Origin of the sequence: Actinotignum urematis (genome assembly GCF_051264595.1) — a bacterium.
GTDB lineage: Bacteria > Actinomycetota > Actinomycetes > Actinomycetales > Actinomycetaceae > Actinotignum > Actinotignum timonense_A.
Genome location: NZ_JBOZBG010000020.1, coordinates 1 through 15,156, shown reverse-complemented (window position 1 = coordinate 15,156; position 15,156 = coordinate 1). Strand labels below are relative to the sequence as shown.

12 protein-coding genes are annotated in these 15,156 nt (G+C 61.4%); 6 read left to right on the top strand and 6 right to left on the bottom strand.

Annotation, left to right across the window (positions count from 1 at the left end; all coding sequences use genetic code 11):
• Positions 1 to 65: 65 nt before the first annotated feature.
• The 3 genes from ACRQDJ_RS08050 to ACRQDJ_RS08040 all read left to right on the top strand — a co-directional run bounded on the left by ACRQDJ_RS08050 (position 66) and on the right by ACRQDJ_RS08040 (position 4,196).
• Entirely contained in the window at positions 66 to 740 is a 675-nt protein-coding gene (locus tag ACRQDJ_RS08050) for a heat shock protein transcriptional repressor HspR (RefSeq protein ID WP_350309602.1), read from the top strand.
• A gap of 96 nt (positions 741 to 836) precedes the next feature.
• Positions 837 to 2,726: an ABC transporter ATP-binding protein gene (locus ACRQDJ_RS08045; RefSeq protein WP_284904781.1), complete on the top strand. Its 1,890-nt coding sequence runs from the start codon at positions 837 to 839 to the stop codon at positions 2,724 to 2,726.
• Between the two features lie 237 nt (positions 2,727 to 2,963).
• Complete coding sequence (locus ACRQDJ_RS08040) at positions 2,964 to 4,196, top strand: ATP-binding protein (RefSeq protein WP_435717984.1); 1,233 nt, start codon at positions 2,964 to 2,966, stop codon at positions 4,194 to 4,196.
• A gap of 109 nt (positions 4,197 to 4,305) precedes the next feature.
• On the opposite strand, the gene ACRQDJ_RS08035 is transcribed toward ACRQDJ_RS08040, so the two are convergent.
• From ACRQDJ_RS08035 to ACRQDJ_RS08010, 6 genes are all read right to left on the bottom strand, one after another.
• Complete coding sequence (locus ACRQDJ_RS08035) at positions 4,306 to 5,031, bottom strand: MerR family transcriptional regulator (protein ID WP_284904800.1); 726 nt, start codon at positions 5,029 to 5,031, stop codon at positions 4,306 to 4,308.
• A 124-nt stretch (positions 5,032 to 5,155) separates the two neighbouring features.
• The gene (locus ACRQDJ_RS08030; RefSeq protein ID WP_284904779.1) at positions 5,156 to 5,497 is read right to left on the bottom strand and encodes a type II toxin-antitoxin system RelB/DinJ family antitoxin; all 342 of its coding nucleotides are present in this window, start codon (positions 5,495 to 5,497) and stop codon (positions 5,156 to 5,158) included.
• Positions 5,498 to 5,624: 127 nt separating this feature from the next.
• Positions 5,625 to 6,698: a methyltransferase domain-containing protein gene (locus tag ACRQDJ_RS08025; RefSeq protein ID WP_284904778.1), complete on the bottom strand. Its 1,074-nt coding sequence runs from the start codon at positions 6,696 to 6,698 to the stop codon at positions 5,625 to 5,627.
• A 57-nt stretch (positions 6,699 to 6,755) separates the two neighbouring features.
• Positions 6,756 to 7,553 carry a YaaA family protein gene (locus ACRQDJ_RS08020; protein WP_284904777.1) on the bottom strand — a complete coding sequence of 266 codons (798 nt, stop codon included), beginning with the start codon at positions 7,551 to 7,553 and terminating at the stop codon, positions 6,756 to 6,758.
• A gap of 3 nt (positions 7,554 to 7,556) precedes the next feature.
• Positions 7,557 to 8,930 (bottom strand): alpha-amylase family glycosyl hydrolase, encoded by a 1,374-nt coding sequence (locus tag ACRQDJ_RS08015; RefSeq protein ID WP_284904776.1) that lies wholly within the window; start codon positions 8,928 to 8,930, stop codon positions 7,557 to 7,559.
• A gap of 185 nt (positions 8,931 to 9,115) precedes the next feature.
• Positions 9,116 to 9,784: a DUF4352 domain-containing protein gene (locus ACRQDJ_RS08010; protein WP_284904775.1), complete on the bottom strand. Its 669-nt coding sequence runs from the start codon at positions 9,782 to 9,784 to the stop codon at positions 9,116 to 9,118.
• 209 nt (positions 9,785 to 9,993) lie between these two features.
• Between ACRQDJ_RS08010 and ACRQDJ_RS08005 the strand changes: the two genes are divergently transcribed.
• From ACRQDJ_RS08005 to ACRQDJ_RS07995, 3 genes are all read left to right on the top strand, one after another.
• Complete coding sequence (locus ACRQDJ_RS08005) at positions 9,994 to 11,352, top strand: sensor histidine kinase (protein WP_435717983.1); 1,359 nt, start codon at positions 9,994 to 9,996, stop codon at positions 11,350 to 11,352.
• Between the two features lie 4 nt (positions 11,353 to 11,356).
• Positions 11,357 to 12,046, top strand: coding sequence for a response regulator (locus ACRQDJ_RS08000; protein WP_435717982.1), 690 nt, complete (start codon positions 11,357 to 11,359; stop codon positions 12,044 to 12,046).
• 129 nt (positions 12,047 to 12,175) lie between these two features.
• The coding region (locus ACRQDJ_RS07995; protein ID WP_435717981.1) for an ExeM/NucH family extracellular endonuclease at positions 12,176 to 15,156 on the top strand (2,981 nt) is incomplete at its 3' end.

The window sequence follows — 15,156 nt, the reverse complement described above, 5'->3', positions numbered from 1 at the left end:
AACCCGGCTAGCCCGGCCCCGCACGGGGCCGGGCCCGGAACCCCAACAAAGGAGGTTGAGGAGGTATGGCGAATCGACGCGCACCGTTACTCACGGTGTCAGTAGCGGCCGAACTCGCGGGCATGCACGCCCAGACGCTGCGCCAATATGACCGCCTGGGGCTGGTGTCCGCTCGGCGCACCCGCGGAGGCGGGCGGCGCTACTCCCTGGAGGATGTGGAACGCCTCCAAGAAATTCAACGCATGTCCCAGGAGGATGGCATCAACCTGGCCGGCATCGCCCGCATCCTCCAGATGCAAGAGCGCATTGACCAGCTCACCCGCTCCCTCCAGAACGCCGAACAAGAACTCGCGGCAGAGCGGGAACGCGCCAACGAACGGCGCGCCCATGCTCGCCGGATTTTCGCTGCCGGAGCGGATGGCGACGTCGTTCTTACCCGCGGTCATAAAGACCTACGCGAGTATCTGCGGCACCAGGCCGCGCAGCGCCTCGCGCAATTACGTGCCCAGGAAAGCACCGGGCCTTCCCGCGCGGGGGCCTCAGGAAGTTCCGCGGCAAGTGCCGCAGCCGGTGCCGCAGCCGGTAGCGCGCGCCACCCCGGCTCCGAACTGACTCGCTACCAACCCCACACCCTGGATCTACTCCTCGCTGCGCTCGCGGTGCAGATGGATTGGGACCGCAACCGCGAACACGGTCGCGACCGCAACCACGCGCGTGACCGCGAGCTTGACCGCGCCTAGGAACGCGACCGCACCCAGGAACGCGACCGTGACTTCCAGTGCGGCGCGGCACGCGAACGCCCCGGGAACAGCGCGCAGTACTGCTAGGGTCACTATGTGCACGCACTGCTAAGAATTTTTCGTTTCACTTCCGCGCTGTCCCGTTACTACGTGGCGGTGGCCCTCGCATCCATCCTCGTGACCGCCGGAACCATCATCGTTCCCTTCGTGCTCGGCGCCGCCACCGATACCGCGGTTGCCGCCGTGAGCGGCAGTCTCGAGGTTGATGCGGCGGTGCGGCGTGTCATCCTACTGGCCGGTGCCTTCCTCGCCATCGATTTTTTCTCCACCACCATCGACTCGCTGGGCGGATACGCCGGCGACCTCATGAGCCAAAAAATGCGCTCCATCCTCTCCGTGCGCTACTTCGATAAACTCCTCACTCTCCCGCAAGATTATTTCGACCGCGAACTCACCGGCACCATCACCTCGCGCCTCAACCGCTCCATTATGGAGGTCACGAATTTCGTCAAGAACTTCGCAAACTCCTTCTTCACCACGCTGCTCACGGTGATCGCCGTACTGATTATTTCCTTTATTTATTCCCCGCTGCTCTGCCTCCTCCTGCTTATTATTTTCCCGATTTACATGTGGCTGACCGCCCTCACCTCGCGGCGCTGGCAAGGCCTGGAAGCACAGAAAAACGAAGACATCGACGTGGCCGGCGGGCGCTTCAACGAAGTAATCGGCCAGATCCGCGTGGTCAAATCCTTCACCCGTGAACGCGGCGAACTCGCGCATTTCGCCCGTCACTACGAGCACGCCGAGCGCCTCACCGCCGATCAATCCCGCCACTGGCACACCATGGACTTCCTGCGCCGCATGGTTATGGCCATTATTTTCTTCGCGATTTACGCCATTATTTTCCTGCGCACCGCCCGCGGTCAATTCTCCGTGGGCGACATGGTTATCCTGGTGCAGCTCGTGGGGATGGCACGCCGCCCGGTCATGTCCATGAGCTGGATCGTGGACACCACCCAGCACGCCATCGCCGGCTCGCGCGATTACTTCGAGGTCATGGAACTCGCCGAAACCGAACGCGGCCAGCGCCCCGTTATATCCAACTCCGCTACCCTTCCCGGTGGCACCGCTCCTAGTCAGAACGACGACGCCGCACCGGCCCGCCCACTTACGGCCCGCGCGCTCCACCAGAACGTGGAGGAGATTGAGCCTGACGTGCCGGCGATTCGTTTCGAGAACGTGACTTTTGGATACGGCACCGATCCGGATGTTTTACGCGATGTTAGTTTCGCTATCGAGCCGGGGGAACGGGTCGCTTTCGTTTCCGAATCCGGGGGTGGGAAAACCACCCTGACCTCGCTTCTTCTAGGGCTATACGAACCGCGGGCCGGACATATTGAGCTCTTCGGCAGCGATATCGCGGGTCTGCCACTCGGGCAGGTGCGCGCCGCCATCGGGGTAGTTTTCCAGGACCCGGCGCTTTTCTCCGGAACAATTAGGGAAAATATTGCTTACGGGCGCCCGGATGCTACCGAGGAAGAAATCCTCGATGCCGCGACCCGCGCTCACGCGGATCGTTTTATTCGGCGTTTCGCCCAGGGGTATGACACCGTCATCGGGGAGCGCGGGCTCAAGCTTTCCGGTGGGCAACGCCAGCGCATCGCGGTGGCTCGTGCGATGCTCAAAGCTGCTCCGGTTTTGGTGCTGGACGAAGCGACTTCCGCGCTGGATACCCGCTCCGAGCGGTGGGTGCAGGCCGGTCTGGAAGACCTCATGAAAGACCGCACCTCGATTATTATCGCGCACCGGCTCTCTACTATTGCCAGCGTGGACCGCATTATTACTCTGCGCGCCGGGCACATTGATGAGGTGGGTAGCCCGGCAGAGCTTGCCGAGTCCGGAGGTATCTACGCCGAGCTGCTCGCCTTACAGAATGACAACTCCGCGCGCGCTCAACGCCACCTCAAACGCTACGGCTTGCGGTGAGTGTGTAAGCCGCGAGCGAGCCATGTGCGACTGTGCCGGTCTACGATAGCGGTGCGAGCGGGGTTTTTCGTTGCTATTGTGCCGATCCGTCAGTTCCTACTGCAATGATTTGGTCGGTTCTACTGCAATGATTTGGTGGGTCCTACTGCAATGATTTGGTGGGTTCTACTGCAATGATTTGGTAGGATCTACTGCAATGATTTGGTCGATCCTACTGCAATGATCTGGTGAGGTCTGGTGCAGATATACGGTGGCTCTGCTATCGCAATGAAGGGAGAGTGTGGCACGGTGATTCCTCGCAGCGCGAGTGGTTATATCGCACAATTGGCGCAATGGTTTCCGGTAGTTTTCGTTACCGGCCCGCGCCAGAGCGGGAAATCAACCCTGGTTCGGATGGCTTTTCCCACGTATCAATACGTCAACCTCGAAAATCCGAATCTCCGTGCGGCAGCTACCCAGGATCCAGTTGGTTTTCTTGCCGCGCACCCCGCGCCGCTTATCGTTGATGAGGCGCAATACGCTCCGGATCTTTTTTCTACCATTCAGGTGCGATCAGATGAGCGTGGTGAGGCAGGGCAGTATATTTTGACCGGTTCACAAAACTTTTCGCTGCTGCGGAGCATTAGCCAATCCTTGGCCGGCAGGGTTGGAATGCTTCAGCTGCTGCCCTTGAGCTGGCAGGAACTTCAAGCACTTGATCCTGTGCCCACACTCAGCGAAGCGCAAGTTGCCGGAGGATATCCGCGTATTTACGACGCGGGTATCCCGGCCCACGTTTTTATGCCTAATTACGTGCGGACTTACCTTGAAAGAGATGTCGCGGATTATCTCGGTGTCCGAAATATTGACGCATTCCGTGCTTTCCTGCGATTGTGTGCAGAGTCGAGCGGAAGCCTCATTAACTACAGTGGCTTGGCGCGCGATATCAGCTCCACCTATCGGACCGTTAAAGAGTGGGCGTCGATTCTCAACTCCTCCTACATCACGTTCACGCTGCAGCCGTATATGTCCAGCGGTGTGAAACGAGTGACGAAGACTCCGAAGCTGTTCTTTTACGATACGGGTTTGCTGTGTCATCTCTTGGGAATCCGAAGTGCTGCTGAACTTCTGACCCATCCGAAACGCGGGGCGGTATTCGAGAATTTTGTGATCGCGGAGATGCGGAAACAATATCTCCATACGGGAACGGAACCGGAGCTCTATTTTTATCGTGATGACTCCAAGCGCGAGGTTGATCTCCTTGATCTCACCGTGCGTAGTCACCCGCGCATTTTCGAGATTAAATCCTCGATTACGATGCGCGATAAATTTGGCCACCAGCTTTCCCAGATCGGTGAGCTCCTGGGAATCCCGGCTGAAAATCGCGCGGTTATCTACCAGGGGGAGGAATCGTACCAAGGGAAAAACTTTGCAGCCCAGTCGGCCGCGCACTTGCTCGCTACCTATCCGCAACCTGCCCCAGGTGCTTAACTCCCGTAGCGGGAGCTTTATTGTGCCCGGTGCCGCTCTTCGACCACGGATAAGGTAGTCGGGGAGGCGGCACCGGGCACAGCTTATAAGGAAGTGGATGGGCTATGAACTATGCGCAGTAGCGCTTGATGGCTTCGTGAACGAATACCGCGGTTCCTTCGCCCGCAAAATCATCAATATTGCGAGTGAACTCTCCACCATCGGTATACATTTCCCCGAGGCCGGCCAGGATCTCATCCGTGCACGCATAGAAATTATCGGTGATGAAGCCTTGCAGCTTTTTCACCAGCACTTGAGCTTCTGGCGAGTCGGGAGCGCCGGTTTTGATCTTCCCGAATTCTCCGAAAATTAACATGAGGCTCTGGGTGATGGCCTGGTTTTCCGTGGTACTCCGTCCTGCGTGCTTGGATTCATACTCCTGATATTCCGACGTTGCGCCCCAGCGCTCTCGGGCCTGGCGTGCGTAATCATCGATTTTTCCGGTGTCAAAAACTGTGAAATCCATGTAGGTACCTCCTGACGATTTGATTCTTTTTGCGAAGTCCAGCAAGGCTTCGAGCCGGTCCCTTTTCAGGGACAGTAGGGTTATCTGCTGGTCGAGTGCCTCGGCTTCATCGAAGTTCTCGCTGTGGACTATGGCTTTGATTTCTTTGAGCGGGAATTCCAACTCCCGAAAAAGCAAAATATATTGCAGCTGTTTCACGTCCGAGTCGCTGTACAGCCTGTATCCAGCATCCGAGTAATCGGTGGGCTTGAGAAGCCCGATTCTGTCGTAGTACTGTAACGTGCGAACGCTAATGCCGGCTATTTTGCTGACCTCATTGACGGTTTTCATCACTGATCCTCCTTCCGTGTTAACAACGGTAGAGTGTGACGTAACGTCAGGGTCAAATGGCAGAAATCAGGCCTGCCCACAGTTAAACGCAGACGATCTCCGAGCAGCAAGAGCGCCACATGAATCAAAGCGGCTGGGTTTCGGTGCCTATCGCGGAATCCCATTCGCCGAACTCTGAACTCAGTGATTTAAATACTTCGTCTGCGGGTTGGGTGGTGCCAGATTCGATGGACCGGAGGCCTTTGTCCAATTCGGCAATTAACTCCTCTTTGGTCAGCGAGCTAATATCAACCGGCCTGGCATACGGGAGCTTCACTTCAAAGGGAATGCCGCGGTGCAGGATCACTTGCTTATAAAGCAGAGTAATAAGAGCTGATGGGGAGATACCCAATAAGCTCAAAATGTGTTCTGCCCGTTCCTTGAGCTCGGGATCAATGCGGACGTATACATTCGCTGTCTTTGCCATGGGTGACCTCCTTATCGCCTGTTGAACAGTCTGCGCCAATGTAGTGGCAGGCGCAAGCACTTATCCTTCGCGAAACGCCCGGGATAAATATGGCGGCATACCGCTCCGAAACTTCGCTGCCGCCCGCCTAATCCACCCGCTCCGCCAGCACCATGCACTCCATGTGTGCAGTTTGCGGGAACATGTCCATGAGGCGTGCTTCGTGCACGGCAAAGCCCTCCAGTAGCTGCAAGTCCTTGGCCAGCGTGGTGGGATTACATGATGAATAGATGAGCCAGCGCGGGGGATTCGCCGCAATCCACTCGGTGAGATCTGTCAGGCCACGTCGCGGTGGATTGACGATGAGCAGATCGGGCGTGCCGCCGAGCTTGCCGGCGGCACGTGCGGCGTCGCCGGCAAAAAACTGCGCGGAACTGCCGGCCTTCGCGGCAGCGTGGCGCGCGGAATCCACCGCGGCCTCGGAAATCTCCACGCCGGTCACGCGCCGCCCCGGGCCGGCCACGTGCAGCGCGAAACCACCCACCCCGCAATACAAATCCCAAACCGTGCGCACCCCGCCCAAACCCGCGGCCCATTCGCGCGCCTGTGCGTACATCGCCCGGGCAATCGTGGTATTCGTCTGGAAGAAGGAACGCGGGGTGAGGTAAAGCGTCACTGCGCCAAGCGGGAAAGGCAGCGTATCCTCCCCGGTCAGCACAATCTCCTCCTCACCCTCCACGAGGGCGGCACGCTGCGGAAGCAAATTAACAGAAATAACCCGAGCGTTCGGCAGCTGCGCGCGCAACCAGGGCAGATGCTTGCGAATCCGTACCACCGACTCGGTCGAGCGCAGCACAAAACGTAGCAGCAGCTCACCGCTCGGCGCCGCGGTAATAAGAATATTTTTGAGTTCCCCGCGCCCGCTCGGCACGTCAAAAGGCGTGAGCCGCGCTCGCCCGATGAACTCGGTTAGTGCCGGGAGCGCCGCGGTAATGGGCTCCTCGTAAAGCCCGCATTCGCGCAGGTCTACCCCGCGCATGCCCCGATCCAAAATTCCCAGCGTCGGCGCCTGCGCGGTTCCGCCCACGGCGAGCTTCGCTTTATTACGAAAATGCGATTCCGGGGAGAGCGCGGGCGGCAGCCACGCCGGTGCGAAAGGCGTCAGCAATTCGGCCAGGCGTTCCTCCTTGTCCGCCACCTGAGCGGGGTAGGCCTCACCCATCCGGGTACATGAACGGCAGGTCCCCGCCTCAAAATACGAACAACGCACGGTCCCAGCTTAGTGGGCGCGCCCCGCATCCACGGTCTCCACCACCGCGAGCTCGCGCACCCCGCGCCGCGCCGGCCCCAATTCCACCCCGGTGATCGCCCCGGCGGCGGTTTCCTCGCCCACCAATTGCTGGCACAATTCCGCCAATTCTTCGGCTTCGCGCGGCGGAGTATCGGCCAGGAGCGCCAGACGCGCCACCCGCCCGCGGAAATATTTCGCGGCGTGTGAGATAGTTCGGGACGTTGCGCCCGTGATGCGGGTCGCGGTTATTTTTACGACGTCGCAGCTAGCCGGCACCTTCCATCCCGCATAGGCACCGGACCTCGCGTCAATGACCAATCCGGAGGCCCGGCTATTGAGAACCGGCCACAGGGGCGCCCAGCGGGCCGCAATTTTCGCGCCGCCCAACTCCACGTTCATCCCCAAACGGTAGGAAGGGATGAGATCAAGTGGCGAGGTGGCGCCGAAGAGCCCCGAGAAAATCAGGGTGTGCTCCCCGGCGCGGGTGAGCTGCGCGGCAGAGAAGCTTCCCATATCGAGGGCCTGGTAGAGCACCCCGGTATACACCTGCCAGGCCGGAGCGCAGGGCTGCTCGCGCAGCGTGATCTGCGTGGCGACCTCATCAGCAATACTCGGACCCACCCCGAGAATATCGAGGGCGTCCGGGCGGCGGGATACTTCTTCCAGCTCCGCCACCAGCTCGGTGCGCAAGGCCGTGAATTCCGGGATGCTCAAGGCGCTCAGGTCAAGGGCGGGGCCGCTGGCCGGCGCGGTTTTCCCTTCCGAAGGAGGTAGGAGGATAAGCACTGTTTACTCCCCACTTTCCGCGTCGGCATACCAGGAAAAGAGTTCAACGTCGCCTCCGGCGGGATCAACGCCAATGATACGAGCGCTCGGGTGCGGCTCGAGTTCGAGGCGCACCCGCAGCTCAGCGGGCTGGCCAGAGTTCACTTGGGCGGCCGAGTCTGCCTGCGTGGCAGTGCCGGTGAGCTGCTCATGGCGGTCAGTACCGTGCGCGCCAGAGTCCGCACTGGTCGGAGCTGCGTCGTAGTGCTGACGCTCCCAAACGCGGTACTCGATCCAGGTATTATCCTTGCCCGTGACCTCGAGGTGGGCGCGGGTGAGCCACGGGTGGGTGCGGCGCAGCGCGATGAGGGCGCGGTAGGCGTCGTACATCCCGGCGCCCAGGTCGGAGAGCTGTTCGGGGCGTTCGGGCAGGGGCGGGCGCAATTGGTCGTCGGCAGAAAAGCCTTCGAGTTTGGTTCCCGTGAAGCCCTGTTCGTCCCCGTAATAAATCGAAGGCATCCCGGGAACCGTGAAGAGTACCGCGGCAGCCAGCACCGCGCCGGCCGGGCCCACCGCCGTGGCGATGCGTTCCACATCGTGATTGCCGATAAACGTATTGGGAATGAAATGCTCGCAGAATTGCGCGTGCCGCCCCAGATTCCAGTCCAGCTCCCAGAAATTACGCGCGGCAATCGACTGGCGGATCGAGGCCCAGAGCTCGTACTGGGTGAGGGTATCCACGCTGGAGCGCGCCACGAAATCGGGGTAATCGCCGTGGATAACTTCGCCTAGGAACAGCGCCTCGGGGAAGCGCTCGCGGACTTTCCCGAGCACTTCCGCCCAAAAATCGGTCGGGACCGCGTAGGCCACGTCCAGGCGCCAGCCATCGATACCGCGCTCCAGCCAGAATTCCATGACCTCGCGGACCAGCTCACGTACCCGCGGCGAAGAATGGTCGAGGGTAATGAGATCCCCGTGCCCTTCCCAGGTGTGGAAATCGCCGCTCCCGGTGCGCAGGCCCAACTCCTCCACCTGTGGATGGGAACGGGAAATATGGTTGAAGACGCCGTCGAAAAGCACCCGGATGCCGCGGCGGTGCGCTTCCTTGATGAGGTGGGTGATATCCGTGTTATCGCCCAGGCGCGGATCGAGGCGGAAATGATCGAGGGTGTCATAGCCGTGGGAAACCGAAGCGAAAATCGGGGTGAGGAGCAGGCCATTGGCGCCGAGCTCAATAAGATAGTCCAGCCACGGATCCAAAGCCCGTAAGCGGTGTTCACCGGGGGTGGCGTCGGAAAGTTCCCCGGCCGCGGTCAGGGGGCTATGCCCCTCGCGAATGGGCGCCCCGCAGGCTCCCAGGGCAAAAACCTGCCACCAGATGGTGTCGAGCTGTGACATAGCTACGAGCTGCCTTTCTTCGCTTGATCGCTTGGTTGCTTATTCGTTTATTCGTTTGATCGCTTGTGTGCCGCTACGATCGCCGCCGAGGAGCGCGCTCAGCTGGGTGAATGCGCCGCGGCCCCTCGCTCTCGATTCTAGAGCGAAGGGCCGCGAAGAGAAACGCCTAGCGAAGTAAGCGGCGTTTACTGCAAGTTAACAGTGGCGTTATGAATCCACCCGGTCTCCAGTTCCAGCTTGGCAGGAACCGCATCGGCAGGCACATCGTAGAGCAGCTTGCCCGTCACGGTATTGCCCGGATTGACCTTCTCGTAGATCATCGACGCATCGCCCAAGTACAGGGAATCCCCGGAAACCGAATGCTGGCGCCCCTCGGTATCCACGAGCTTCTGCTCCGATTCGGCGAAGCCAGCCGCTTCCTTCCCGGTATTCTTCACGGTCACATCCACAATGACGTACTGGCCGGTGGCATCCTTGCCGAGCACATCATTGCCGATATGGCTCACGCCTTTCTCCACATTGGTCACGGTCACTTCAAAATCACCGAGAACGACCGGGGTGCCGATGCCCACGGTTGCGTCGTCGTTCTTATCTTTCTTATCGCCTTTATCGCCCTCAGCCTCGGCCTTCTTATCCGCGCCCTCCGCGGCGTTCCCGGATGCCGCGCTATCGGCGGCCTGGGAGCTGGACGTGGCGGCGGGCTTGCCATCGGATTGCTTGGACAGCGCGGTGCCCACAATCGCGAGCACCACAATAGCGAGCAGCGCGGTGAGGAGCTTATGGCGCGCAAACCAATTCTTTTTCTGTTCCGGAGCGGGTACTGCGCCGTACACCGGCGGCGTGGATGCTGACATGCGAGAACCTTTCTTATCTACAACGGTGGGCGCCGCCCCGGCCCGGCAGGAAGCCCGCGGCCGGAGTCGCTCACGTATCGCCTCCAGGGTAGAAAGGCGGCGCGGTGCGCACATCCTCCACCTGGGCAGACCCGCCTCATCCCTTCGGGTGGCATTCGCGGGCCGAACGGCGGTTCTGAAGCGCGCGGGCGCGCCGTACAATCACAGGCATGACAGATTACGCGCCGAAGAAACGCAGCGGTGCGGCGGCGCGTGCGGGGCAGAGTCCGGCGCGCCGGCGCGGGCTCGCCGCCCTCCCCTTCTATCTCAAAACTGCCGCCATATATATCGTCATGGTGGTGGGGGTCGGCTACCAGATTGAACGCGCGAAAATCCGCGCGCTGCCTGGCTGGCTCGGCACCCTCGACGAAGTCGGGATCTTCGTATCGATGTGCTGCTGCATTATGGCGGGCGTGTGGGTGGCGCGCCGGGAACGCTACCCGCGCCGCGCGCTCGCGGTTGCGGCCGTGTGTTCTACTTTGGGTGCGATCGGACCGGTGGTCGGGTTTTTGCTGCCGCGCTATCTTGCGGGGGCGCGTGCCTTGGGGCGACGACGCCGCGCCTTGGGCGTGTGCCTCATGTATGCCCTCATTACCGCCTGGCAATTCGCCCGCGAACTGACCGGGAAAGATTACAACTCTTCCTGGGTGATGGGCTTCCTCAATCACCAGAATCCGCTGGATGATTTCCCGAATAATATTGCGCCGCTCCTGGTGCTCTACGCGGTGGCGGTGCTCCTCCCTATCGGTTGGGGGCTGTGGCGCAGTGCCACCGCGGAGCTGCAGGAAACTCACCATCGCCTGGATGCCACCAGCGAGGAACTCCAAGCATCGGCCGCCACTTCCGAAGAGCTAGAAACTCAGCTCACCCGCAAAGAAGAACGCGATGCCCTTGCTCGGGAAATTCATGATTCCATCGGCTCTCAGCTTGCCATTATGAGCCTGCAGGCCGGCTCCTTGGAATTGCTGGCGCGCGGGGATGCGGACTTAGAGGAAGCGGCGCGGTCGCTGCGGGAATCATCCCGCCAGGCCACCGATGATTTGCGTTCCCTGGTGCGGGTCATGCGCGATCCGAGTTCCTCGGCCTACCGCCCGCCGCGTTCCCTCACTGAATTAGCGGATCATATTGATAAAGTGCTGGCGGCCGGGCATCCCGTCGTCGCCAATGTTTTTATTACGGATGCCGAACGTGCTCCGGCCGCGCTCACCACGGCCTGCTACCGCATCGTCCAGGAACTGCTCACCAACGCGGTGAAATACGCCCCGGAAGAAACCACCCGGGTGCGGGTGAGCGGCGGGCCGGACCAGGGCCTCGATATTGCGGTGCGCAACGCTATGCCTGCCCCGAACGATGGGGAGCAGCGCGAAAGCGAGCAGGGGGCAGGCTCGGGATTGCGCGGGGTGCAGGCCCGCGCGCAGGCCCTGGGCGGGCGAGCCAGCTTCAGCACCGAAGGCGGCGTTTTCGCAGTTGATGTGCACCTTCCCTGGGACGGGAGTGCCCGGGGCAGCAATCCTGGAATGGTAAAATAGCGCGGTGCCGATTTCCTCACCCATTCGCGTTATGGTCGTTGACGACGACCCGATGGTTCGCCGTCTCCTGGTACAGATTATTAACCTGAGTCCGGAGCGCGATAGTGAGGTGGTGGCGCAGGCGGGCACGGCCCGCGAAGCGTTGGAAACTCTCACCGCGGTGAAGGTCGACGTCGTGCTCATGGACGTGGCGATGCCCGGGGGCATGGACGGCATCGAGGCCACGCGCCAGCTGCGGAGTTTCCCGCATCCACCCCAGGTGATTGTGGTGACCACCCTGGATGCCGATGATGAAGCGGTGCGCGCCGCGGAAGCCGGCGCCTCTGGTTTTATTCTCAAATCGGAAGATCCCCAGGTTCTCCTCCAGGCGATCCGTAATGTGGCGGCCGGGGATGGCGCGCTCTCCCCGCGCGCAGCCAAGCAGGTGTACGAATATTTGGCGGCGACCCGCACCGTGAGCGTGCGCCGGCGCGCCCAGGAAAAAATCGCGCGGCTGACCGCCCGCGAACTTGAGGTGGCCCGGCAGGTTTCCCTGGGGCTCTCGAATCGCGATATCGGGGAGAAATTGCACCTGTCTGAATCCACGGTGAAAACGCACCTTTCCGCCATCGTGGCGAAAATGGGGGTGGAAGGGCGTATCGGGGTCGCGGTGGATATGACGCGCGCCGGGCTGCTCGACGACGAGCCTGTGTAGCGCCGCAAGCCCTGGTCACCGCCCGTTTACCTGGTGTTTAAGAGTTGGCGATGCGGCCGGGCTAACGTGGAGGAGGCGTGAAGCACTTTCCGCGCCCGCCACGCGCGGACCACACAGAAAGGTCGCAACGTGAAAAAACGTGCCCTCGCGGGCGTTGCGGTACTATCAGCCACGGCTTTGATGGTTCCCGGCGTCTGCCTCCTCCCGGCGTTCGCCGCGCCGGACGGTTCCGGAATTGTCATTAATGAGATTTACACCCGGGGCGGGTCCTCCGGATCCACCTACACTCATAAATACGTTGAGCTGTACAACCCGAGCTCGGCGGCGATTGACCTGAGCGATCTGACGCTGGGCTATTCGGCAAGCCACGGGAAGAACATTTCTTCCAAGGTGGCCCTGAGCGGCAGCCTGGACGCCGGGGCTTATCTGGTGGTCAGCGCCGGATCGAACGGGTCCAACGGTGCTCAGCTCCCGGAGGCGGCCACCTCCCCGATCAACCTCGGAGCCAAGGGAGGGATTGTGGTGCTGGCGCCGTCGTCGCGTATTGACGCGGCCCTGGCCGATCCCGCCACCGCGATTGACCTGGTCGGATACGGGAACGCGAGCGTGGCGGAAGGCGAGGCGGCTCGCGTCGGCTCCAATTCCCAGATGGCCGCGAACTCCGCCTCCCGCATCCCCAACGGCGCGGATACGAATAATAATGCGGCCGATTTTAGTGTTGTTCCGGCTACGCCGGGACGTGCGAACGACGACGCAACCCCGAGCCAACCGGATCCCGGCACCCAGCCGCAACCCGGGCCAAGCACCGGCCCCGGCACCGAGCCAACAACGGAGCCGGGCACGGGAAGCACAAGCGATCCGGCCGCGCCCGTCACCATCGCGCAAATTCAGGGAAGCGGGCAGGCAAGTCCACTCGCCGGGCAGGAGGTGACCACGCGCGGCGTCGTGACCGCGGCCTACCCGGAAGGCGGACTCAACGGGGCCTATATCCAAACGCCCGGGGTGGAACATACTGATGCATCCCACGGTATTTTCGTATACGGGGCAGCGGCCGCCCAGCTGGAGGCCGGTGCCTATGTGGAGGTGCGCGGCACGGTCACCGAGTTTTACGGGCTGACTGAAATTAATGCCGCTGCTATTACCGTGCTGGAGGAAAAGCCGGCGGCGATTGAGCCGGTTGAAATCGCCTGCAATGCCACGGCGGCGCAGCGCGAAGCGGTGGAGGGCATGCTCGTGCGCGTGACCGGGCCGCTCACGGTGACTAATAACTATGCCACCAACCAGTACGGCGAGGTGGGTCTGGCCTGTGGCACTCAGCCGCTGTGGCAGCCCAGCGAACGTTTCAACCCGAGCGAGAATCCCGAGCAGATACAGGCCCTGGATGCCTATAACGCGGCGAATGTGCTGGTTTTGGATGATGGGCGCTCGCGGGCCTACTTCGGGCGCAATGCCCAAACGAATGTGCCGGTGCCCTATCTGTTCGCGGATAATGCGGCGGCTCAGCGTGGTGAAGCCGGTGCCGCCGGTGAGGCTGGCGCGACCGGTGGGGCCGGTAACGCCGGCGAGGCTGCTCAGGCTGCGCCGGTGCGCGTGGGCGCCGCCGCAACTCTCCAAGGCGGGCTCATTATGGACTTCCGCAATAATTCCTGGAAGCTGCAACCGCGGTTCCCGGTGACGCTGGAAGATGGCACGGATCGGTCCACCGAAGTGGTCACTTTTGAGAACACCCGCGCGGCGGCCCCCGGGGATCTGGGCGGGGATATTTCTCTCGCCTCCTTCAATGTGCTCAACTACTTCACGAGCCTCGGCGAAAACGAGAAGGGCTGCCGGGCCTATACCGACCGCGAAGGTAATCCCATCGCGGCGAATAGGTGCAAGGTGCGCGGGGCATATAGCCCCGAGTCTTTCGCGCGCCAGCAAACCAAGATTGTGCGGGCTATTAACGAGCTGGATGCCAGCGTGCTGGGGCTGCAGGAAATTGAGAATACTGCCCGGGTATCCGGCGGGGATCGCGATACTGCGGTGCGGGCCCTGGTGGCGGCCCTCAATGCGGACGCGCAGGCCGAGCGCTGGGCTTATGTGCCTTCCCCGGCGAAAGTGGGGGAGAACGAGGACTATATTCGCCTTGCCTTTATCTACCAGAAAGATAAGGTGCGGGCGGTAGGCGCCTCGCAGATTCTCAATAGCGAGTGGTATACCGGGACGGCGCGCCAGCCGCTGGCACAAACTTTCCAGGCGGTTGTGGATGGCGAAGGCGTGGGCCCGGAGTTCGTGGTGATTACCAACCACTTCAAGTCCAAGGGTTCGCTATCCAAGAAGATCGCGAACGACGAGGATGTGTACCAGGGCAATAACAACCGCCTGCGCACCAAGCAGGCGGAGACGCTACGCGATTGGATCGCGGCGGAGTTTGCCGATAAGCCGGTGTTTGTGGTGGGGGATCTCAACTCCTATTCGAAGGAGGATCCGATCCGGGTCTTTGAGAAGGCCGGATACACCAATCTGCACGGGCATTTCCAGCCGGATTCCTACACCTACCAATTCTCCGGGCTGGTGGGCTCGCTCGATCACGTGCTGGCCAATCCCGCCGCCGCGAAGCTCGCCACCGGCGGGCAGGTGTGGAATATCAATTCCCCCGAGTCGGTGGCCCTGGAGTACTCCCGCTACAACTACAACATCAAGAATCTGTGGGATGAGAGCGCTTTCCGCTCCTCGGATCACGACCCCTTCAAGGTTGGGCTCAAGGTGATTCCGGAGAAGGAAGATCCGGCTCCTGCGCCGACGCCCACGAAGCCGGAACCGACTCCCACGCAGCCGGAGCCGACCGCGCCTGAACCAACCAGTCCGGAACCGACTTCACCGGAACCGACTTCACCGGAACCGACGGCGCCCGAACCAACCACGCCCGCGCCGGAACCGACGGTACCTGCGCCCGCACCGACAACTGGCAATATGTTCTACCTATCCAATACTTGGCAAGCCACCGTGGCCGACCTCGTCTTCAGCTACGGCCGGGCCGGCGATGAAGTCCTCGTCGGTGATTGGGATGGTGATGGTGTTGATACGTTTGCGGTGCGGCGTGGGAATGTCTTCTACGTGAAGAATTCCCC